Origin of the sequence: Paenibacillus haidiansis (assembly GCF_036553665.1) — a bacterium.
Lineage (GTDB): Bacteria > Bacillota > Bacilli > Paenibacillales > Paenibacillaceae > Fontibacillus > Fontibacillus haidiansis.
The window spans coordinates 43,556-66,534 of sequence record NZ_JAZHPZ010000001.1; the positions used below are offsets into that span (position 1 = coordinate 43,556).

General features: G+C 53.0%; 18 protein-coding genes. 9 read left to right on the plus strand and 9 right to left on the minus strand.

From position 1 onward, the window contains the following. Positions 1-128: 128 nt before the first annotated feature. The 4 genes from V3851_RS00190 to V3851_RS00205 all read right to left on the minus strand — a co-directional run bounded on the left by V3851_RS00190 (position 129) and on the right by V3851_RS00205 (position 6,844). The gene (locus tag V3851_RS00190; RefSeq protein WP_331844479.1) at positions 129-3,788 is read right to left on the minus strand and encodes a YobI family P-loop NTPase; all 3,660 of its coding nucleotides are present in this window, start codon (positions 3,786-3,788) and stop codon (positions 129-131) included. A gap of 69 nt (positions 3,789-3,857) precedes the next feature. Further along, on the minus strand, positions 3,858-4,871 hold the full coding sequence (locus V3851_RS00195) for a phosphotransferase (protein WP_331844480.1): 1,014 nt from the start codon (positions 4,869-4,871) through the stop codon (positions 3,858-3,860). A 201-nt stretch (positions 4,872-5,072) separates the two neighbouring features. Then, complete coding sequence (locus V3851_RS00200) at positions 5,073-6,095, minus strand: DNA-methyltransferase (RefSeq protein WP_331844481.1); 1,023 nt, start codon at positions 6,093-6,095, stop codon at positions 5,073-5,075. After that, positions 6,080-6,844, minus strand: coding sequence for a hypothetical protein (locus tag V3851_RS00205; protein WP_331844482.1), 765 nt, complete (start codon positions 6,842-6,844; stop codon positions 6,080-6,082). Before V3851_RS00205 ends, V3851_RS00200 begins: the two co-directional genes overlap by 16 nt. Positions 6,845-7,043: 199 nt before the next feature. On the opposite strand from V3851_RS00205, the gene V3851_RS00210 reads away from it, so the two are divergent. Further along, positions 7,044-7,700, plus strand: a complete 657-nt coding sequence (locus V3851_RS00210; protein ID WP_331845223.1) for a L,D-transpeptidase family protein — start codon at positions 7,044-7,046, stop codon at positions 7,698-7,700. Positions 7,701-7,785: 85 nt separating this feature from the next. On the opposite strand, the gene V3851_RS00215 is transcribed toward V3851_RS00210, so the two are convergent. Further along, positions 7,786-8,829, minus strand: coding sequence for an HD-GYP domain-containing protein (locus tag V3851_RS00215; RefSeq protein WP_331844483.1), 1,044 nt, complete (start codon positions 8,827-8,829; stop codon positions 7,786-7,788). A 225-nt stretch (positions 8,830-9,054) separates the two neighbouring features. On the opposite strand from V3851_RS00215, the gene V3851_RS00220 reads away from it, so the two are divergent. The 5 genes from V3851_RS00220 to V3851_RS00240 all read left to right on the plus strand — a co-directional run bounded on the left by V3851_RS00220 (position 9,055) and on the right by V3851_RS00240 (position 14,085). Continuing rightward, positions 9,055-10,590, plus strand: coding sequence for a spore germination protein (locus V3851_RS00220; protein ID WP_331844484.1), 1,536 nt, complete (start codon positions 9,055-9,057; stop codon positions 10,588-10,590). 6 nt (positions 10,591-10,596) lie between these two features. Beyond that, the gene (locus V3851_RS00225) at positions 10,597-11,793 is read left to right on the plus strand and encodes a Ger(x)C family spore germination protein (RefSeq protein ID WP_331844485.1); all 1,197 of its coding nucleotides are present in this window, start codon (positions 10,597-10,599) and stop codon (positions 11,791-11,793) included. A 20-nt stretch (positions 11,794-11,813) separates the two neighbouring features. After that, the gene (locus V3851_RS00230) at positions 11,814-12,035 is read left to right on the plus strand and encodes a hypothetical protein (RefSeq protein WP_331844486.1); all 222 of its coding nucleotides are present in this window, start codon (positions 11,814-11,816) and stop codon (positions 12,033-12,035) included. A gap of 18 nt (positions 12,036-12,053) precedes the next feature. After that, positions 12,054-13,175, plus strand: coding sequence for a GerAB/ArcD/ProY family transporter (locus tag V3851_RS00235; RefSeq protein ID WP_331844487.1), 1,122 nt, complete (start codon positions 12,054-12,056; stop codon positions 13,173-13,175). Positions 13,176-13,248: 73 nt separating this feature from the next. After that, the gene (locus tag V3851_RS00240; protein ID WP_331844488.1) at positions 13,249-14,085 is read left to right on the plus strand and encodes a GNAT family N-acetyltransferase; all 837 of its coding nucleotides are present in this window, start codon (positions 13,249-13,251) and stop codon (positions 14,083-14,085) included. Here the strand turns inward: V3851_RS00240 and V3851_RS00245 are convergent. Continuing rightward, positions 14,082-15,806: an ABC transporter ATP-binding protein gene (locus tag V3851_RS00245; RefSeq protein WP_331844489.1), complete on the minus strand. Its 1,725-nt coding sequence runs from the start codon at positions 15,804-15,806 to the stop codon at positions 14,082-14,084. The genes V3851_RS00240 and V3851_RS00245 overlap by 4 nt on opposite strands. A 243-nt stretch (positions 15,807-16,049) precedes the next feature. Between V3851_RS00245 and V3851_RS00250 the strand changes: the two genes are divergently transcribed. After that, on the plus strand, positions 16,050-16,913 hold the full coding sequence (locus V3851_RS00250; protein WP_331844490.1) for a class I SAM-dependent methyltransferase: 864 nt from the start codon (positions 16,050-16,052) through the stop codon (positions 16,911-16,913). Between the two features lie 4 nt (positions 16,914-16,917). Next, positions 16,918-17,685 carry an RluA family pseudouridine synthase gene (locus V3851_RS00255; protein WP_331844491.1) on the plus strand — a complete coding sequence of 256 codons (768 nt, stop codon included), beginning with the start codon at positions 16,918-16,920 and terminating at the stop codon, positions 17,683-17,685. A 92-nt stretch (positions 17,686-17,777) separates the two neighbouring features. Here the strand turns inward: V3851_RS00255 and V3851_RS00260 are convergent, their stop codons facing one another. Together V3851_RS00260 and V3851_RS00265 are read right to left on the minus strand one after the other, a co-directional pair. Beyond that, on the minus strand, positions 17,778-18,188 hold the full coding sequence (locus V3851_RS00260) for a MarR family winged helix-turn-helix transcriptional regulator (RefSeq protein ID WP_331844492.1): 411 nt from the start codon (positions 18,186-18,188) through the stop codon (positions 17,778-17,780). A gap of 205 nt (positions 18,189-18,393) precedes the next feature. Next, on the minus strand, positions 18,394-19,467 hold the full coding sequence (locus V3851_RS00265; RefSeq protein WP_414859251.1) for a branched-chain amino acid aminotransferase: 1,074 nt from the start codon (positions 19,465-19,467) through the stop codon (positions 18,394-18,396). A 100-nt stretch (positions 19,468-19,567) separates the two neighbouring features. Here V3851_RS00265 and V3851_RS00270 point away from each other — a divergent pair, with 100 nt between their 5' ends. After that, positions 19,568-20,449 (plus strand): LysR family transcriptional regulator, encoded by an 882-nt coding sequence (locus V3851_RS00270; RefSeq protein ID WP_331844494.1) that lies wholly within the window; start codon positions 19,568-19,570, stop codon positions 20,447-20,449. A 79-nt stretch (positions 20,450-20,528) separates the two neighbouring features. Here the strand turns inward: V3851_RS00270 and gyrA are convergent, their stop codons facing one another. Continuing rightward, entirely contained in the window at positions 20,529-22,970 is a 2,442-nt protein-coding gene (gene gyrA / locus V3851_RS00275; RefSeq protein WP_331844495.1) for a DNA gyrase subunit A, read from the minus strand. Between the last annotated feature and the right edge of the window lie 9 nt (positions 22,971-22,979).

A 22,979-nucleotide genomic window follows, 5' to 3' on the forward strand; every position in this document is an offset into this window, starting at 1 on the left:
AGAAATTATATCACGCCCTATGGAATCGTTCAATATGAATCGCGCTTCACCGTGGCTTAATTCTGGGCATGGGAGGAAGGCACGGCGCCCGCCCAATTCGTTCATTGGGCAGGGGCCACCGCTTAGCTTCATATTTTATGTTTTGTGTTCACTTGCAAGATTACGTCGCCGGCTTGTTTCCAGGAGGAAATGTACTTTTTCTCTTCGAGCTTGGCCAGTAATGTGCGATTTAGCGCTGTATTGCCCAAATGCGGCCTTTTTCTCGGCTCTGTAAGCAAAGAATACGGCTCGCCCAGCTTGTGCAGACACTCGGTAATCGTCTCATTATCCAGCTTCTCAAGCTGGCTGTTCAGCAGCTCCAGCTTCGGCGCGAGGTCTATGTCCGCGTCAAACAACGGGATCAGGCGCTCTTTCTCAAGTACATGCTTTTGCCGTAGAACATGGGTGACCATCGCCTCCGCCAGTCGGGCATTTCCTGCCGCCGCATGGTTGTCCGCACGCTGATAGATAAGCTCCTTGATGTCCGCATCCAGATCGGGCGAGTTCAGCAGATAGACCTGATCGGCCGCGTCAAGCGGAAATGCGTCCGGCCCTGCGGCATATGTCCTTGGGTCCTGCTCGATTAATTTCAAATGAAGCGGACGAAAATGCTGTTTCAGGGCCGCGAAGCTGTCCGCGGTAAAGAGCAGCATACCGGTGTGAACCATGATCCGTACCCGATCCTCGGACAGTTCCCCGATCGGGTATGTATCCAATTTGTATAAGCTCCCCGCTAGCACTTCAAACAACGGATCGGGTATTTCATCACATTCGATCAAATCGAACGTCAATTGCTCTCGCAGTTCATCATCGAAATCCTCGGCATCCCGCAATGGGCTGAGGGATAATTCCTTACATATCCCTTCATCCGATAAATAATGGACCAGCGCATCATCAACGGTTTTCTTTTGGGATTCATAATATTGAAGGACGTTGTGCCATACGGGAATCAGCTTACGCGAATTCATTAATTTTCCCCATAGCTCTTCCCACACAAGCGAAATATCCGATATACGCACCTGCTGCAAATTAATAATTTCATACTTGAGTACCTGATCCAAATCATCCCGGTTTAACAGGTGCAGTAAGGTCTGTTCGCTTTCATCGTCCACGCCCATCTTAATAAAAATCTGTTCTACGTACTGATTAATATTGTTTTCTACCCGGTCGATCAGTTGCTGCTGACCCGACCGGGTTATGGCCGAATAGCTCCACGGGTTGCCCTTTACGGTATCGTGCAGGATAAACCGCACCATTTCGGGATTTAGTATGTAAAGCTGATTTTCATAGATAAAATCGAGCAGCGGGCTTTCCCTCACGGCTTCATCCAGATTCATAAACCTCACCTGCAGCGCAAGCATGGCCGCTTGAACCTTCGGATGGATCATTGAATCATGAAACAGCGCCGGAAAGTAGCTTCTGCCGGAGATCGACCCGGCCAAATCCTCTTGCTGATTCAAGGCGTGAAGATCATCCTCATCCGCGTATGCAATAATTTCGGCCAAATACTCGTCTTTGGTTTTATCCGATAGCTTGGAATTTCGCTCGACATAGTCCCAGAAATGATTCCATTTGCGGCACAGCAATCGGATGAACTCGGCTTTATGTTCGGTCACCTTCCTGTACCGGTCGATGAACTCCCAGGAAGACTCGCTTTCGTTGGCCAATTGAGTGAAGATAGCCTCCAGGAAGTGCGGGTAATCCTTGCCGGATATAATGTAGTCAACCAAATCGAAATTGAGAATTTCCGGCCGCTTGAATTCATCGATAAACAATCTATCCAGGATGCCGTCCATCCGATGCAATTTATGATTTGCCGGCAAAGCCTCCCGATCCTTGACGCTGCGAATAAATCTCATATCGCCGCTAGTCAAGCTTCCCGGATAAAAATAAGTAATATAATTAGGGTACATTTCGTCAATATACCCCTGCCGCAGAAGATAGATCAGCAGCTTTTCGCTGCCGATTCCCCCGTTAAATATCGCTTCCGGGCGCCGGGCGATCATCTCTTTCAGCGACCAGGCGGAAGCTTCGCCTTTGGTCCGGTTCAGCGCTTCCAACCGCAGCTTCAACGATTCGGCCGCTTCCCGTTCTTTGATACCGATGATTCTTTCCCGCTCCAGGTAGCTTCGCTTGGTATTGAACACCGTGTCGATTTGCTTTCTGTTGTCCTCGATGTTATGACCGCTTGTTCCCCTGTTCATTTGGAATGTCACTTTCGTCGCTGAAGCCAGTTTCGCAAAAAAATCGGCCCCCGGCATCGTTCCGAGATCATATCGGGTGTCATCCAATAATATATGATAGCCTTGGTAATTGTTAGGCACGCCGAACCCGATCGCTTTTAAATAGACAAGCCTCAACTCTTCGACGCTGTCCAGCGTCTCCTTCTCGAGTTGCACCAAATCGGATTCGATTCGGTCCATCTCTGCCGCAATGGAGCGGACTTCCGTATCGACGGCTTCGTTTTTTCTAGTAAAGGCGCCGTAAACCATGCCCCGGTTCATTAACAGGTCGGCAAAATCGGCCGGGTATATATTTTTGTAGACGATCATGGCGAACAGCTGGTTGTGATTCAAGGCGTTGCTGCCGAGTTTTTTGACGTAAGTGGCGAATTCATTGCATATATTGATCAATATTCGCATGTCGTCGATATAGACGGTTACGTCATTAATAAGTTCTCGGCTGACCCTCTTGCCATAATCCGATTTCTGTAATTTCTCGTACAGCTTTTCTCCGGAGTTGGACGAATTGATTACGGGAATGACGGGAAGGATGTAGTCGAAAAATTTCGTCCGGTTGCGGCTGCTGAACATATTGTCCCGCTTAGCCGCGCCGCCTTCGGACGGAGACCCGAACATATCGTCCTTCACGGCATAAATAAATACAACGCGCCGGTTAATTTGCTCGGAATTGTTGAGCAGCGTGTTGAGCTCGCGCAAATTTTCGAAAATATCCAGATTTTCAAACCGGTCCAAATCTTCGAACACTACGACATCGTAATCGGTCGCTTCAAAAAAATAAATGATTTCGTCCAAATATTTGTGAAAAATCGAGCTTTCCGGATGGCTGTCGAGTTCGATCGTGATGTTCGGGGTGCTGACTTTGCGCAGATTGATATTTTTCCCGACCAAATCAAAGAGCTTGGCCAATATGTACGATACTCCCACTATAAGCAGCACAGCCGAAAAAAGAGTAGCACCGATAAATAAGGAATTTCCGCTGCTGACGCTTTTCATGATTGCGGTATGTTCCAGCCAATTTTGTACGGAATCGGGTTTGATCACGATGATAAGCAGCAGCATGAACAAAAGTAAGCTGGAAATAAAAGAATGCAGCGACATTTTCCGGTTATGCTTGATTCGCTTGAAGCGGGAATACGGAAGTTTATCATTATGTACTTTGTAGATCATTTGCTGAAGAATACTTTTTTCCAGAACGCCTTCGGATACGGTCTCTTCTTTAAAAGTAGCCAAGGATATGTTCAAAAAGCGGTGCTTATCCCCATGCTGCTTGATATATGTCTTGATTAGACTGCTTTTGCCGGAGCCGTAGGGCCCCGTTAGCGCGATATTCTTAATTTCTTCATTATTTAACGCCCAGGTTATCGCTTCCGCATATTGTCCGTCTTCATCGGCATTGCTTTTCGGAGTCAAGTCCTCGTACAAGAAATCATCGGCCGCCCCGTCGCCGGGGCGGTCTTTCCCGGGACTCCCGATCCCCGGGTGATTATTTAAAACTGGCAAATTCATGGTTACTTTCCCCATTCTTTCGTGATTCTTGTTTGCGGTTACTCCGGTTTTCCTTCGTTTCAAGAGTACTCAAACCAGCCAATCCAGCAAATATTCCCGCAGCATTTCGCGAATCCAAATTTCATCCTGTTTCAAGCTCTCCAATTCTCCGGCCAACGCCAGAATCTGCGCGCGCAGCGCCTTTGTCCCGTCCGTCCCGTTCAAATAACGGCTCAGGAAATGCAGGAAGACATCGACCTTCCGCAGCCGCATCAGCACCGGTATGGCCGAAATCTCCTCCGGGGCAAGGCGCAAACGGGAGCCGAAGCCTTCGCAAAAATGGCGGATAAGCTCCTTCTTGCCTTCATAGCCCAGCAGATCGGATATGACGACCGCGGGCTCCATCGCTCTTATGTCGCGGGTACAAAATTCAAAATCAAGCAGCGCCGCAATCTCGTCCTCATGCCCCTCCCTTACGAGCAGGTTTGAAGGGTTGAGGTCTCCATGCACCAGCTGCCGCGGCAGCTTGCTCAAATCGCGGAGACGGTCGTGGATCTGTTCGTAAGCGTCCTTAAGCACAAAGATGCTGCCGCGCAGTTCCCGGAACGCTGCCGGGGGTTCATCGCAAAACGCCAGGACCGCATCGTAGGTACATAACGGATAAGACTGCTGCAATTCATAATACGGGCGATAGACGGGCGCAAGCTCCGTCTTGACTCCGGCCAGCGCTTTGACCAGTTCGGCCGTCGCCGCTCCGAAGCCGTACGCCGCCTTGAAACGGCCTTCCTTCGGAGAGACTCCTTCGATGTATTCAAACAGACAGGCGAAGCGCCCGCTGCCGTCCTCCAGCGGTATGATCGTTTCCCCGTCCGGCGTTTTCACGGGAACCGGAGTTTGAAACGGAAGCGATAGCTCCCGGATCCGTTCCAGAACTTCATGTTCAAAAGCGATTTTCTTCCGGTCGCGATGGGTTTCGTAAATTCTCAGTACACAGTTCAAGCCTTTATTCTCGACATAACGGGTCGTATTGTTCCAGCCGCTGTCGCCCTCGTTGATTTCTCCGTTCCAATCCGGCCAGTATCGTTGCACCGTTTTTTCCGACAAGCAAATCCTCTCCCGAAATTTCATGTTGATAGTAGTATTCTGCTTCTACTGCATATCCACCTTTATTATCGCAAAATATTGTCCACCCTCCAAATGAGAATTCTATTAAAAAGGAGCCGCTCCACAGGCTTATTCCTGAGAAAGCGACTCCGATTTTATCATTCCGGATTCTTATTGCCGATTTTCGGCCCTCTTTCTTTTTTACAGAAACTCGATTTGTTCAACCTGCTCCTTCTTCGGCTGATCGCCGCGAATTTTAAGCGCCGGCTTATTGGCCGGTTTAACCTTGTTCCGGACGAGGCTCTCCAACTCACCCAGCTCCTCCGCATCCATCTTCTGCCCGTATTTCTCCTTGACGGAAGCGACGAACGCATCCAGCGAACCCCGGTGATGCTCCAGAAACCAGGTTATATGATTGCGGATATATTCCCGCCGGATTTCCCGCTCGTTCAAATCGTTCGGCACCCGCTCAAACCGGTCGTCGATGCTGTCGAATCCGTTAAATTCCTGATTGAGCCGTTCGTTTGCCATGTCGATATATTCGCGGTTGATATCGATGCCGATCCCGTTTCTGCCGGTTTGCTGGCACACCCTGAGCGCGGTGCCGCTGCCCACAAACGGATCAAGCACCGTGTCCCCCTCCTTCGAGCTGGCGAGAATCATCCGTTCGTACAGCCCTTCGGGCTTCTGGGTCGGATGCGGCTGACGGCTCGTCTGGCAGTAGTGCACATGGCTGAATTCCCACACATTCCCCGGATTCGCGCCCCGCATATTGTTGACGCTACGGTAATATTTTTGCGGTACCCGGACCTGGTCGAGATAGAAATTGAACTTCTTCGATTTCGTGAACATAAGAATATCGTCATGCCGCGGGCTGAAGCCCTTTGTCTTCCCGATGCCCTGCGTATAATACCAAGTGATCCAGGAGTTGAACTCGAACCCAAGCTCCCGCTCGAGGATGGCGTAAATATAGGAAATGTACCTAACACCCATAAAAACATAGATGGTTCCATCTTTTTTTAGCAGCCGCTTGCATTCCGACAGCCACTTCCTGGAAAAATCCAAATACTCCTCAAATTCCAAATTGTCTTTCGTATTCCCGTAATCCTTGGACAAATTGTAAGGAGGATCGGTCACGATCAAATCCACGGATTCGGAATCCATCCCCCTCATGATCTCCAGACTGTCGCCGCAAATCGCTTCCAGCTTCAACTCTTTATCCATTTGTATTTGACGGCCTCCCTGTACCAGTCGTCCATGGTCCGCCGCGAGCTCCGTAAATATTTCGCGTCAAGCAGCCGGCAAAATTCCCAAGTGGTTCTGTGCTGGTAGGTAATATAATGAATGTCCTTGATCTGAATCTGACCCGAGCCGAGCGCCGGATTATAGCTGATATCCCCGTCGCTGATAAACTTCAGATCATACGCGTGATAGTCGGTAATTTCCATGATTCCGTCCATCAGCAGCGTTTCCTCGTTGCGGACGGAGTACACTTTATGCTTCAGGCTTAAAATAATGAACATAAAATCGGGATTTTCCACATAGGCGGTTCTAATCCGGCTAAACGAGGTAATATTCGGCCCGCGTCCCGATTTCAAAATGTCGCCCGCCGTCGCCTTCACGTCGACATTTCCGGTGAAAACGGAGCTTCCTTGTTTGAATTGCAATACGATATCCGCCATCCCCAGCCGGGGTTGGGCATCGACATTGATCAGCCGGTAAGGGTTGTCCACATCGTCCCTGACATCCGTAAAAATTTCCGCGGCCCAGGCTTCCATCATCGGACCGGCAATTTTGTTGATATTTTCCAAAGGCAGGCCCAGCTTCAAATTCGTATTGAGCACAATTTTGTTTCTTTGGTTCGCAATGCTGTCTTTAATGACAGCTTCGATATTTTTGACGACCAGATTCGATTGCGCCTCATAATCCGCGCTTTCCTGCGATATTTTGAAGTCCATGTCTTCGTAGTTCATCCGCTCCGATTCTCCTTCTCCGTAATCACTCTTTAGTGTATCATGAAGCCGGAAAAGAACAAGGCACGGGAAGAATGAAAATCGTTGTCCCGGGCAAAGCTACTCCCAACCATAACTAAAGTTTATCGGGGATTAACACATGACACAAACTACGCTCTGCCGGTTTCGGCGCTATTTTATCATCTTTACATTAGCTGTTATGTTTTCCGGGCTGGATGCACCGTTTGCGGAGGCTTCCCTTGCCCGGCCTGATCCCTCCCTGCCGATCACTTCGGACGAAGGACTATTGACCATCGAGGTTTATCCTTCCGGCCATCGGCTGATCGTGCTGGCTCAGGGACAGCCCTTCAAGAAGTACCGGGTGGCGGTCGGCAATCTTTCCACACCGACCCCGGTAGGCGAATTCAAGATCGTCTACAAGGGAAGGAATTGGGGCCCGGCCTTCGGTCCGCGCTGGCTCGGACTCAACGTGCCCTGGGGAACATACGGCATTCACGGCACGAACCGCCCATATTCCATCGGCCAGCATCTCAGCCACGGCTGCATCCGTATGCATAACCGCGATGTGCTTGAGCTGTACGAACTGATCCCCGTCGGCACCAAAGTAACCATCTTCGGCCATGTGCTCGGCGATCCGAATCAGGAGCCCCGCAATCTGGCCGAAGGGGATGTCGGCGGAGATGTCCAATTGATCCAATCCCGCCTGAAAAGCGCGGGATATTTCCAAGGATTATCCAACGGCAAATTCCGCGGCGACACGACTGCCGCCTTGCGGAAATTCCAGCATGACCGCAGCCTGCCCGAAACCGGCGTGGTCACGATCGACATTTACAAGGAGCTGGGCCTGCTCGAATAACCAGATCAGCGGCCTTAAGTGCCCAAGCCAAAAAAGAGCCGGCCCCCGAAAAACGGGGGCCGGCCTTGTTATGTACAAACAATCTTCATATAAAAATCTCTTTCAGCTCAATCTCGCGCTCGACAGACAAATCGCGGAACCGGTCCTTGACTTGAACAAGCGGCCGGAAGAAATCGCTCGGATTGTTCCAGACGATGGTTGCCGTCTCGCCGTTGCTGAGTTGGGCCTGCTTGCCGATGAAATGCGGCAGCAGATGGCGGGTAAGCGCCTGAACGACTTTCTCGTTCAGCTCTCCGAAGCCGAGTTCGTAAACTTCGCGGAGCATGGAAAGCAAGCCGGCTTTTCCCTTTCCTTTATCCCGGGTCGTCAACTCTACGTAGGTGTTGGCGACCGCGACGATCTTGGCGTATGGATGGATCTCGTCCGCCCTAAGGCCCTGCGGATAACCGGTTCCGTCTTCACGCTCGTGATGCTGCAGCGCCACCAGCGCCGGCACCTCATCCGGCATAGAGTCGCGAATAATTTCATAGCCGTAACGCGTATGCCGCTTTACTTCATCCCACTGCGCTTCATTGAACGGCCCTGTATAATTTCTCAGTTCCTTCTTGAGCCTGCTTTTGCCGATGTCGTGAAGGCACCCGGCTTTGCTGATTTCAAGGCATTCCTCACGGGTATATCCCAACCAGGAAGCGATATAGTAGGCCATAAGCCCCACCTGCAAAGAATGATTATACAAATTGCCGTCTTCTTCCCCGAACATGATCAGCAAAGATACGACATCCTTCTTCTGGTCGATAATTTCAAACAGCGGCTTCAATTTCTCTTCAACCATGGACTCATTGAATTTCCCCGCCGTCAACGCCTCCAAAAAGATCGATTGGTAGCCCAGCAAGGTCCGTTCGAAATTATCCTTCAGCCTTTTCGCAAAATCCTCCCGGTCCAGGCCGGACAGAGAATCACCATCCTCTCCCGGCTCAACGTCGACATAATGGATGCTTTGTCTGATAAGCAGCGCGATTTCTTCTTTATGTATACTCGTTCCTTTGGGAAGAACATGGAGTCCGGCCCGGTTGAATACATCGTCCTTCAGCCGATCCCCGTCCTGCAGCTCCATGACATGGGTTTTCATTCATCGTCCCCTCCTCCGCCTTGGTATTTCCCTATACCTTAAATATCGAATAAAGGGATAGCGAAATAAATAGTTCCAAAGTCTGCATTTGATGTAAATACGCAGAATAATTTTCCTGTTTCCAGAGAATTTTATATAAAGCAAATTGTTCGCGAAGGGAGGAAGCCACGAATGCCACTCTGGAGACGGCCGCAACGAAATTCACGGTCCGGAGGCAAAACATCCATGAAATCCGGCGGTCAGCAGGCAAATAAACCCGATTCCGCACCCGATATCGGTCCGGCGCTTCCGGACAAGCTTGCCTGGTTTAAGCAAGAATTCGATAAGTGCTCGGATGTTATTTTCAGAGAGTTTTCCTTATCGACCGGTCAAGACTGCGCGGTGATTTACATCCGAGGATTGATCAGCCAAGCTACGGCGCAGGACTTCATCATAAGAAGCTTGCAGGAAAAAGCGGACGAACTGATCGACAGCGATAGCGATATTTATCATTTCCTGTTCGAAGACAAGGGCTTATCCGTATCCAATACCAAGGTTATCAATGATCTGAACGACGGGCTTGCCGCGATCTTGGACGCGGGTGTGCTTCTGCTTGTCGACGGGGACCGTCGGATGATGACCTTCTCCATCTCGAGCTATCCTACCCGCTCGGTCGACGAACCGCCGAATGAAGCCGTCATCCGCGGACCAAGGGAAGCGTTCATCGAGGATCTGGAGATCAATCTCACCCTCGTACGCAGACGATTGAAAACCAAGAACTTCAAGACCGAAGCCCAGATTATGGGGGAAAAGACCGAAACGGATCTCGTGATCGCATATATGGAAGGCGTCTGCAAACCCGAACTGGTAAAAGAAATCAAGCGCCGGCTTTCGTATATCCAAATGGACGGCATTCTGGGATCGTCCTATCTGGAAGAGTCGATTGAGGACAATCCTTATTCCCCTTTTCCGCAAATTCAGTATACGGAGCGGCCGGATGTCGTCGCGGGCGCCCTGCTGGAGGGAAGAGTCGCGCTTCTGCTCGACGGAATGCCGTCGGCTCTGCTGGCGCCCGTTACGCTGCCGATGCTGCTGCAGTCCGCGGAGGATTACTTCCAGCGGTATGTCGCCGCGACATGGATTCGCTGGATTCGCTATTTTTTTGCGTTTAACTCTTTGGTGCTGCCTTCACTTTACATCGCCATCACGACGTTTCATCCGGAAATGATTCCCGCGCAGTTTTTGCGCACGATCGCCGCCTCCCGCGAAATCGTGCCGTTTCCCGCTTTGTTCGAGGCATTCCTCATGGAGCTGGCGTTCGAGGCCCTCCGCGAAGCGTCGGTGCGCATTCCCAAATCGATCGGTCAGGCCGTCTCCATTATCGGGGCGCTGATTATCGGAACCGCGGCCGTGGAAGCAGGCATTGTATCGGCGGCGATGGTCATCATCGTATCCTTAACCGGGATCGCCTCCTTCATTATTCCGCATTTCGATTTGGGGTTGTCGTTTCGGCTGCTGCGCTTTCCGATCATGTTTCTGGCCTCGATGTTCGGGTTGTACGGGATCGCCTGCGCGCTGATTCTCATATATATCCATCTGATTAATTTGAATTCATTCGGCGTCCCCTATCTGTCTCCGCTGGCTCCGATCGTCAAAGCGGATTTGAACGACACGTTGGTCAGGGCGCCATGGCACAGCATGAATAAACGGCCGCTGAATACTACAGACAATGCCGTCCGGCAAAAGAACAATGCCCGCGGCTGGGCAAAGGACAAAGGATGAGACGACATGAACCACAGACTATTGGCCTGGCTCAAGGCCGGCATGGCCGTTGTCCTGTTGACGGGGCTTTGCGGCTGCTGGTCGGCCGAAGAACTCAATAACCGGGCGTTCGTCAATATGATGATCGTCGACCTGGCGGATAACGGTCAAACCGAATTAACACTCGGTTTCTTCCTGCCGAACCGGATGATCCCCGGGTCGGCCGGCGGAGGCGGAGGAGAAACTACGGGATCTCCCTATACATTCGTAAGCAAGACGGACTCAAGCATTGCCGAAGCTCTGGAACGGATCCAAGCCGATCTCTCGAGATCGGTCACCTTCGGGCAAACGCGGATCGTCGTGCTCGGGCGGGAATACGCCCAAAAGGGAGTGGACCCGGTTCTGGAGTTTATCTCCCGCCAGCCCGCGTTCCATCTCAGCTCCAATATCTTCGTGACCCAAGACAAAGGGACCGAGATCGTCAAAACTCCGACCGTTTTCGAGCGGTTCATTTCGGACATATTGCGCAAATACGTCGGCAAAAGCTTCACGTTGGACACGACGGCGAAGGATATGCTGATGGCCAGGTACAAGGGCGGTGACATTCTGCTGCCGCTGCTCAAATTCAATCCCAAAGCCGGGGTCGGGGCGGCAAAGCCCGAAAAGGGCGAATGGCTGAGTTCTGGCGGGGCCGCCATTATGAGCGGGGGGAAAATGTCGGACATCCAATTGAATGATGATGAACTCCGAGGAGCGCTCTGGATCAGCTCACAGCTGAAATCGTCCATCATTAGCGTCTCGTCGCCGACCGACGGCAAGCAGATCGATGCCTTGGCGCAGGGGATTAAAACAAAAATTTTGCCCGTCGTAAAAGGCGGGGCGATCTCGTTTAAAATCAAAACGAGCGCCGACGCCTACCTCCTTTCATCCTTATCGGAGCTTGACCTGACAAGGGAGGAAATACTGTTGCGATTGCAGGAAGCGTACGCGAAGACGATCAAAGAAAGGCTGAATCAGGTCATTTCCAAAACGCGGCAAGCGAAGTCCGACGCCTTTATCATGAGCCAGTATCTGGATTGGAGATATCCGACCGCCTGGAGGCGGATTAAAGGGGAATGGAAAAGTTATTATGCCGACCAGCTCCCCATCGAAGTCGAAGCGGATGTTACCGTGAAACGAACCGGGGCTGAATTGCATTCCATTACCCAGGAGAAGGACCTATAATCAAGCGGGCGGTGAATTGAATGATTTGGATCGGTCTGATGTATGTCTTGATCATGGCCTATGACTGGAATTATCAGCGCAAACAGAAATCGAAGCGCCGCGAACGATGGATCGTTCTGGTCATTACTTTTTGCCTATTGGTCATGTCGATCGCACAATATCGCTTGCATAAACACTGGAATGTTGCGACCATGACCCATGATATGGTTACTTCGGTCATGCGCATGCTCGGCGCATCTTAACCAAGGAGGAATCGTTCGATGCAAAAAAGTGTAACTGCTCCCCAAATATTTTCCCTCTTTAATTTGCATCTGTTCACGACGGCCAACGCTTTTTTGCAGGGCACTCTGATCGCAAGCAGCCATTTTACGGCGCCGCTGGCTACAATTGCCGGCGGCTTGCTGTCCCTAGTGCTTGTATACCCCTCATACAAAGTTGCCTCTTCGCGGCCGGACGAATTTCTAACGGAATTCGGCGGCCAACTTGTGGGCCGAATTCCGAACGCGGTATTGATTCTGTATATCGTGCTTATAAAAATCCTCTTATCCGCCGTCAATCTGCGGCAAATGTCCGATTATCTGCTTACGGTATATTTAATCAATACACCGTCCTGGGCGGTTGTGCTTATTTTCGCCATATGTATCGCTTATGCGGTAAGATCCGGATTAACCAGCATTTTCCGCGCGGCGCAAGGTATTTTTATGATCAGTGCGCTGGCCGCCTTGATCATTCCGTTCCTTGCCATGAAAGAAATCGAAGGGGACGCTCTGATCGCGCTGGCTACCCATTTCAATTTTACCGATTTGGGGCGAGGAGTTTATTATAATTTGACCATGTTCGGAGAACTGTCTTTTCTCTTTTTGCTCTATCCCTATTTGCGGGAGCCGAAAAAAATCATGCGCTCGTATTTCATCACCACAATAGTGGCGCTGGTGATCATCATGTCGCATCTAATTCCCGTCCTGCTGACCTTCGGAGAGGAGCTGGCGCCGAATTTATTGTACCCCGATGTGGAGCTCATCCGGTTTATCCGCGCCGGTTCATTTATCGAAACGCTTGACCCGATCCTGATCATTTTATGGCTGACCAGTATCTTCGTCAAAATCTCATATTTGAGCTTTAGTGCAGTGATCTGCATATCGCAGTTGACCGGGATCAAGGATAATAAGCCGCTTGCCCTGCCTATCGTCGCTTTCATCGGCGTCTTATCCATCGTAATCGCCAGGTCACATACGGAACTCGGCACTTTTATGGCCTATTACTTTGGTCCGTTCTTGCTTGTGGGGGAAATTGTGATTCCGGCGATTTATTGGGGCGCGTCCGCCGTTCGGGGGAAGAAGAACAATGCCAAGCCCGCCGCAAGCAACCCGGCAGGCTCCTGATCGTTCCGATAACATCCGCTTCCGCTTTCGCCCTGTATCGGCTAAACTGGATGCGGAAGGAAGTGGTTCATTCATGACGGCTCAAATAAATTATTCGGACGTGGAAAAGCTGCAGAAAATCTGTGAATTTTACGACGGAATCGCCCTGAAACTCAATTGGGATATGCTTTACTCGGCGACGGCGGGCCTCTCGCCGGGCCTAACTGAATACAGGGACGGCAAACTGGCCGCTTTTTTGGGAAAATATGAATTCGGCAGTACGCTGGAGATCTGCGGAATGGTTCATCCCGATTACCGCAGGCAAGGCATCTTCTCCTCGCTGCTTCAACAAGCGCTTGACGAGAGCACGTTATCCCGCTTTTCCGTCATTCTTCTGAATACGCCGGAAAACAGCGTTTCGGGCCAAGCCTTCATGAAGTCGGTGCCCTGCGCTTTTGCTCATTCCGAAATTCAAATGAAGTATGATTCCTGCTTGGACCAATCGCTCCCCGTCCGCCAAGACATCAAGCTCCGCCGTGCCGAATCGGGAGACAAGCCGCTGCTGGCCAAGCTGGATCATGAAGGGTTCGACATTCCGCTCATAGAAGCATTGGAAGTTTACGATACGGATATCGGGCTGGAACTTCCCGAATACGAGCTTTTGCTTCTGGACGAAGAACCGATCGGCAAGCTTCGGGTGTCCCGGCGCGATAATGAAGCGTGGATTTACGGTTTCGCGGTCGCGGCGGCCCGCCGCGGGCAAGGTGTCGGCAGCGCGGCGCTCCGCAAGGTTATTGATCGCGAACACAAAGACGGATACGACATCTGGTTGGAGGTCGCGGTGAATAACCCGAACGCCAAAAAGCTCTATGAATCCGTCGGTTTCCGGGCGATCCGCGCCCAGGATTACTACGAATACTCGCCCGTTTAAACCGAGTGGGCGCCGAACTGGGCGTGATGCAAGCGGCTGTAATGGCCGCCGGCAGCGACCAGCTCCTGATGGCGGCCTTCCTCGGAGATGCCGTCCTCGGTGACGACGACGATGCGGTCGGCGTTTTTGATCGTCGCCAGCCGGTGGGCGATCACGAGTGTAGTCCGTCCCGCCGACAGCTCGGTCAGCGACTTTTGAATCGCCATCTCCGTCTCGGTATCGAGCGCCGAGGTCGCCTCATCGAGAATCAGAATCGGCGGGTTTTTCAGGAACATCCGGGCGATGGCCAGCCGCTGCTTCTGGCCGCCGGACAGCTTCACTCCCCGCTCGCCGATTACCGTGTCCATTCCTTCCGGCTGCGCCAGGATGAAATCCTCGAGTTGGGCCCGCCGGGCGGCGGCCCAAATCTCCTCGTCGCCGGCTCCGAGCTTGCCGTAAGCGATATTTTCCCGGATCGTGCCGGAGAACAGGTACACGTCCTGCTGCACGATTCCGATATTGCGGCGGAGCGATGACAGCGTCATGCCGCGGATGTCTTTGCCGTCGATCGTAATCCTCCCGCCGTCCAGCTCGTAGAAGCGCGGCAGCAGGCTGCACAGCGTCGTTTTCCCGGCTCCGGACGGACCGACAAAGGCGATTGTTTCTCCGGCATTCACCCGCAGATGGATATCGCTAAGCACATGGGCGCCTTCCTCGTAACCGAAGCTGACCCCCTCGAAGTGAATATCCCCCCGCAGCCAGCCGGCATCTGACGCATCCGGAGCATCCGCGACATCAGGCTCGGTATCCATGATTTCCAGATAACGCTTAAACCCTGCGATGCCTTTGGGATAGCTTTCGATGATCGCGCTGATCTTCTCGATCGGCCGCACGAACACATTGGCCAGCAGCAGGAAGCCGACGAATTCGCCATATGACAATTCGCCATGAATGACGAACCAGGTACCGCAAATCATGACAAACAAAGATACGAGCCGCATCAGCATATAGTTGACCGACATGCTTCCGGCCATAATTTTGTAAGCCCGCAGCTTGGTGGCGCGATAACTGCGGTTGTTTTTGTCGAACAGGACTTTCTCGTGCTCCTCGTTGGCAAAAGCCTGCACGACGCGGATGCCGCCGATATTTTCCTCGACCCGGGCGTTGAAATCTCCAAGCGCCGTAAACAGGCCGCGGTACGTCTGCGTCATTTTCCCGTTAAAATGCAATGCCGTCCACACGAGCACCGGAACGACCAGAAACGTCAACACGGCGAGCTGCCAGTTGATCGACAGCATCAGGAAGAATGAGCCGATCAGGGTCATCCCGGCGATAAATACATCCTCCGGACCGTGATGGGCCACTTCGCCGATATTGTCCAGATCGTTGGATATCCGCGACATCAGATGGCCGGTCTTGTGATTGTCATAGAAGCGGAACGACAGCTTTTGCAGATGCTCGAACATTTTTTTGCGCATGCCCGTTTCGATGTTGACCCCTAGCATATGACCCCAATAGGTCACGATATAATTGAGCGCCGTATTCAGCACGTAAACGCCCAAAAGCGCAACGCAGGCCCACAGAATCAGAGACCAGTTCTTGCCCGGCAGCAGCTTGTCGACAAATTCATTCACCGCGATGGGAAAGCCCAATTCGAGCAGTCCGGCTACGACCGCGCAGGTAAAATCCAGAATAAACAGTTTCTTATAAGGCCGATAATATGAAAAAAAACGCCGCAGCATGCTTCTCTCCCCTTGTCTTGTATCTACTGGTGAAAAGACTAACACAGATTCTTTCATTTTCTCAAGCCCCGGAATCTTTATAAATGAAGTTTTCGCATAAGCTGGCATGGCAATAGATAAATAAGGTACAATAACTAGCGAATCAACTGAAATTAACGGAATCGTTCAAACGAAAGCGGCGGCGGCCTTCAACCCGCGTATGGCGGTCGGGCCGCTCTTTTGAATGGAAGGAAGGATCGAAACATGTACGTAGCAAACGACTGGAAAGATTATGAGGTTATCGATACGGGAGACGGCGAGAAGCTGGAGCGCTGGGGCGATGTCGTTCTCCGGCGGCCGGACCCGCAAATCATCTGGCCGATCGACGAGGAGAACCGGGAGTGGCGTGATGTTCACGGCCATTATCACCGCAGCTCTTCGGGCGGCGGGCAATGGGAAATGAAGAAGACGATTCCCGAACGCTGGACCGTATCCTATGACCGGCTGCAATTTTATATTCGCCCGACGAATTTCAAGCACACGGGCTTGTTTCCGGAGCAGGCGGCCAACTGGCGCTGGATGATGGACAAGATTGCGGCGGCGGGCCGGCCGATCAAGGTGCTCAACTTGTTCGCCTACACCGGCGGCGCCACGGTCGCGGCCGCTTCCGCGGGCGCTTCGGTCGTGCATGTCGACGCGGCCAAAGGCATGGTGCAGTGGGCGAAGGAGAATTTGGCCTTATCCGGGCTCGGCGACCGTCCGGTCCGCTTCATCACGGACGATGTGTTCAAATTCGTCCAGCGCGAGCAGCGCCGCGGCAACCAATACGACGCTATTATTATGGACCCGCCGTCCTACGGCCGGGGACCGGGCGGCGAGATGTGGAAGCTGGAGACGAGCCTCTATCCGTTCGTGGAATCGTGCCTGCCGATTTTGTCGGACAACCCGCTGTTCTTCCTGATCAACTCCTATACGACCGGCATCTCGCCGACCGTGCTGCACAACATTCTGTCGATGACGGTGAAGAAGCGGTACGGCGGAAAGATATCCGCCGGCGAGCTCGGGCTGCCGATCACCCGTTCCGGACTCCATCTGCCGTGCGGTATTCTGGGCCGCTGGGAGGAATAGGCTTATGCCATCCGGCCAAATGCACACCTCAGGCATTCCTTCGATGGCAATTCTATACGAGGACAATCATCTGCTCGGGATCGAGAAGCCGGTCAATGTGCCGACCCAGGAAGATGCAAGCGGCGATCCCGATCTGCTGAGCCTGTTGAAAGAAGATATCAAGATCCGTTATCAAAAACCCGGCAACGTCTATCTCGGACTCGTGCACCGGCTGGACCGGCCGGTCGGGGGCGCGATGATTTTCGCCAAGACGTCCAAAGCCGCTTCCCGCCTGTCGGATGCCGTCCGGACCCGCCGCTTCGAGAAATCGTATGTGGCGATCGTGCGCGGGAAGCCACCGGCCCAGCGCGGTAGGCTGACCGATACACTGCTGAAGGACGAGCGGACGAACACCGTGGCGGTCGTGCCCAAGGGGACGCCGGGCGGCAAAGACGCGGTCCTGGATTACCGCGTACTGGGCACGTCCGCGGAAGAAGGCCTCAGCCTGGTGCAAATCAAATTGCACACCGGCCGTTCACACCAGATCCGCGTGCAGCTAAGCTCGCTCGGCTGCCCTCTGTACGGGGACCAGAAATACGGCGCCGGGGTCAATAAACCCGGCGAGCAGATCGCCCTGTGGTCGCTCTACGTCGGCTTTCCGCATCCGGTGAGTAAAGAGCCGGTCGATCTCGTCTCGTTTCCGCCCCGAGCCTACCCGTGGAATCTATGGGATGAAGGAATTTACGCGCGAGTGGCGGAGGATTGCAAATCCGGCACCGAGGAGTGGTTGTAAACAAATCGAGGCTGACCGTAGTCATTTTCTTAAAGATGACTACGAACAGCCTCAAAATTTATATATAATATTCCAAACAATTTCCAACCAATTTATTTGGTCCCCGCTATTTTACCCATCAAGTAGACCAGTAGCTGTTGATTATGGGTCGATATACGGTCCAGCACACCGCCCAAGTATTGTTCGCGCACCCGAACCCCCCGTTCCGCCTCCTGCTTGCCCTTATCCGTAATGGATACCCATACGATCCGGCGGTCCCCCTCATCCCGCTGACGCACAATCAGTTCGCCGCGCTCCATCCGGTCCAGCAGCATCGTCACCGCAGCCGGCGTCGTGGCGAGGAACGGGATCAGATCGGAAGGCTTCAAGCTCCCTTCTGCCTCCAGCAGCTCCAGCACGGCCAGCTGGGACATGGTCAGCGCGGGAGCCAGTTCTTGCTCCATATGGGTCTCATAATCCTTTACAATCCTATTTAATAGTCTGGCGAATTCGGCGGTATGCATCCGCTAGTTCCCCCCATCCTTTAATGTAAACCGGATATCTCTGTAAAATTTACGTCATTAATCGTTATTCATACAGTTCGACACGGAGACGGAAAATTCCTTCAATGTGCCAATTTAATCCAAAATGGCTGCCGACAAAAAAGCCACCCGGCCGGAATATCCGGCCAAAGTGGCTTGTTTATCAAGATATCAAGACTATGGTTTGCTACAGGATAATTTGTCTCCAGCCGAAGGGGTCGTCGAGCAGTCCCTTTTGGATACCGGTAATGGCCTCGTACAGCTTCCTGGACCATTCGCCCGTATCGCCGCCGGCAATGGAAATTTGCTCATCTCCCCATTTCATCGTCCCGATCGGGGATATCACCGCCGCCGTCCCTGTGCCGAACGCTTCTTCCAATTTACCATCGCGGGCCGCCTGGAACAGTTCGGCCACAGACAGCTTCCGCTCCGTCACGGGCAAGCCCCAAGAGCGCAGCAAGGCGATCGCCGAATCTCTCGTAACACCGGCGAGGATGCTGCCCGACAGCTCCGGCGTGATCACTTCTCCGCCGATTTTGAAGAAGACATTCATGCTGCCGACTTCCTCGATATATTTCTTTTCCACGCCGTCCAGCCACAGCACCTGGGAGAAACCTTCCAGCTTGGCAATTTCCTGAGCCTTGATTCCAGAGGCGTAATTGCCCGAGGTTTTGGCCATGCCGGTTCCGCCGCGAACCGCCCGGACATATTCATCCTCAACGTAAATCGAAACCGGATGAATCCCTTCCGGGTAATAAGAGCCGACCGGCGACAGGATTACCATCAGCTTATATTCTTTTGCCGCTCTAACACCCAGACAAGGCTCCGTGGCGATAATAAACGGACGAAGATAGAGGGAAGTGTCGTCCCCCTCCGGAATCCACTCCCGGTCGACGGAGACGAGCTCCACAATGCCTTCCATCAACGCCTCGGGATCGACCTGCGGAATGCTTATCCGCTCGCAAGACGCATTAAGCCGCTTTAAATTCATGTCGGGCCGGAACAGGGAAATCCGGCCATCCGCCGTTTTATAGGCTTTCATGCCCTCAAACACTTCCTGGCCGTAGTGAAACACCATCGCTGACGGGTCCAGGCTGATCGGGCCGTAGGGTACGATTTGAAGATCGTGCCATCCTTGATCCTCTGTATAATCCATAACCAGCATATGGTCGGTAAAATATTTGCCGAAGCCCAGATGATTCGCGTCGGGTTTCGCTTTGGGCTGCTCATTTCGAGTAAATTGAATTTGGCTCACTGTTATTCGCTTCCTCTCTTAACCGCTGCTTTTTAATTAACTATACTCTCAGATTTATCATTGATCAATAACATGATATCAATTATAATCATAGGAATTATCTATAATGGGGATGATTACCATGGAACACCGGTTATTGGATTATTTCATGGCGGTCGCCGAGGAACTGCATTTTACCAAGGCCGCCGACAGACTGGGCATTACCCAGCCGACCCTAAGCCATCAGATCCGTTTATTGGAGCAGGAAGTCGGCACCCCGTTGTTCCACCGCGCGGGAAAGAAAATCCATCTCACTCAATCCGGAACCATTCTGATGGAGCATGCCCGGCGCGTGATCCATGAGCTGGAGCAGGCCCGGCTGGAGATCGGGGAACTGGCCGGACTGCAAAGAGGCCGCCTCCGGATCGGCTGTTCCGGAAACCATCTCATGACAGAGGCGATGATTTCCTTCCACCGTCACTACCCCGGGATTGTCGTAAATGCGGTTGAGCTGGCGACGGAAGAGACGCATGATGGCTTGCTCGGCAATAAACTCGATCTCGGCGTCGTCTACTTGCCTTTGGAGGATGAGCAGATCGAGAGCGTGCCGCTTTTCGACGACGAGCTGATTCTCGTCGTTTCGCGCCGCCACACGTTCGCCGGGTCCGCTTCCATTCGGCTTGAACAGCTGAGCGGGCTGCCGCTCGTACTGTTTCAGCCGAAATTTTTGGTCCGGCAGATGATCGATTCCGCCTGCAAATCCATCGGCCTCCATTTGCAGCCCATCATGGAGCTGTCGACGATGGAATCCCAAATGCAGATGGTGATTCAGAATGTCGGCGGAACCGTGCTGCCCGCTTCCTATGCCAAAGGATTGAGCCACCCGGATATCGCCGTGATCCCGCTGACAGATCCGACTCCCCGAAAGACGGTCGGTCTCGTCTACCGTAAAAATATGTTTCTGGATCATACCATACAAGCTTTTATCAACCATCTCGTCAAAATCTGACATGGTGAGGATGACAAAAACCCGGAGGCCTTAAGGTCTCCGGGCTTGGACAATTGCACTATATTTATTCTATGATTGTTTACCCTTCCGATCTAACCAGCAAATCGGTGATCTCGTCCTGTTTGTCCACCGGCACGAGCTGCTTGCCGACCGATTTGCGGTCGGCAAGCGGGGAATCCTCGGAATTGAAATGATGCATGCCGCCTTCCTTCGTTACCGCGAGCAGCGCCAGCGGCTCCTTGCAGTGGAAACCCCCGACCAGCCGGCTGCCGTTCGGCTTGACCCGCTTGCCTTCCTTGAATTCGAACGACTGGACGCCCTTGCCGCCGCGGCTCTGCACCGGATAATCCAGCAGCAGCGACCGCTTGCCGTAGCCCAGATCGGACACGACCAGCACTTCGCCCTCGTCGCCTTCCACCCATAGAGCGGCGACGACCTCGTCGCCTTCCTTCAAGCCGATGCCTTTGACGCCGGCCGACACGCGGCCCATGGCGTTGACTTCGGTTTCCGCAAACCGGATCGCCATCCCCTGCTTCGTCAGGAGCAGAATGTCCCGGTTGTTGCGGCTGACAGTCACGCTGATAATTTCGTCCCCGTCGCCCACTTTGCAGGCCGCAACGGCGCCGGACCGTTTCGTCTCGTAATCCTTCAGCTCGGTTCGCTTCACCTGACCGCGCTTCGTGACGAAGACGAGGCTTATGCCCGGTTCGTCAAAGCCCTTGAGCGGAACCGCGCTGACGATGCGGTCCTCTTTGGCCAGCGGAATCACATTGACGATCGCGGTGCCGTTGTCCTTCCATTTAAATTCCGGAATCTGGTGGACCGGCAGCAGGAAATATTGGCCGCGCTGGGTGAAGAGCAGGATGTTTTGCAGCGTATCGACTTCGAATACATGCTTGACGTAGTCGCCTTCCTTAACTCCCGATCCATCCTTCTCTCCGCCGGAGCGCGTAAAGGACAGCATGCTTGTCCGCTTGATATATCCTTCGTGCGAAAGTGTGACCAGGACATCCTCCTGGGCCACCATGACTTCCAGATTTACCTTGAGTTCCTCGACCTCGCCCTGGATTTCCGAGCGTCGGTCGATACCGTATTTGTCGCGGATTTCGATCAGTTCCTTCTTGATCACCGCGACTAATTTCTTGTCGCTTTCCAGGATTCCGCGCAGCGTGACGATTTTCTTTTGAATATCGTCAAGCTCTTTTTGCAGCGTCGTGATTTCCAGATTGGTGAGCCGGTACAATTGCAGCGTCAGGATCGCATCCGCCTGGCGTTCGGTAAAGCCGAACATCCACTGAAGGTTGTTCTGCGCATCCTGGCGGTTCTTCGACGCCTTGATCGCGGCGATCACCTCGTCCAGGATGTTCAAGGCTTTCACGAGGCCCTCCAGCACATGGGCCCGGTCTTCGAGCTTTTCCAGCTCAAATTTGGTCCGGTGGGTCACCACCTCGCGCTGATGCTCGAGATAAGCGTCCAGCATCGCCTTAAGGCCAAGCTGGCGCGGCGCCCGGTTGACGATCGAGACCATATTGAAGTTATAGTTTACCTGCAGATCGGTCTTCTTCAGCAAATAAGCCAGAATCCCTTGTGCATCGGCTTCCTTTTTCAGTTCGACGACAATGCGCAGGCCGTTTCGTCCGCTTTCGTCGCGGACTTCGGCGATGCCGTCGACCTTTTTCTCCAGCCTGATGTTTTCCATCGCCGTCACGAGGCGGGATTTGACGACCTGGTACGGAATTTCCGTAACGACGATCTGCTGCTTGCCGCCGCGCAGCATTTCGATTTCCGTTTTCGAACGGAGATAAATCCGCCCTTTCCCGGTCTCATAGGCGGTTTGAATCCCGTCCTCGCCCATGATAATGCCCCCGGTCGGGAAATCCGGGCCCTTCACATACTGGCGGATTTCCGCCAACGACAGGTCCGGCTTGTCCAGGATGGCGACGCAGGCATCGATAATTTCGCGTAAATTATGCGGCGGAATTTCCGTCGCAAACCCGGCAGAAATCCCGCTGACGCCGTTGACCAGCAGATTCGGGAATCGGGCCGGCAAAACGACCGGCTCCTTCGCCGTATTGTCGAAATTGTCCTTGAACGGAACCGTCCGCTTCTCGATATCGCGCAGCAGCTCCATGGCGATCGGCGACAGGCGGGCTTCGGTATACCGCATCGCCGCCGCCGGGTCATCGTCCTGCGAACCCCAGTTGCCGTGGCCGTCGATGAGCACATGCCCCATTTTCCAAGGCTGCGCCATCCGCACCATGCCTTCATAGATCGAGGAGTCGCCGTGCGGGTGATAGTTACCCATCACGTCCCCGACCGTTTTGGCCGATTTGCGGTAAGGCTTGTCCGGCGTATTGCCGGAGTCGTACATGGCGTACAGAATACGCCGCTGCACCGGCTTTAATCCGTCCCTGACATCGGGGATGGCCCGGTCCTGGATAATATATTTGGAATACCGGCCGAACCGGTCGCCAACGACTTCTTCGAGAAAGGCCGGCAGAAAATTCTCCAATGAACTCAAATCATGTCA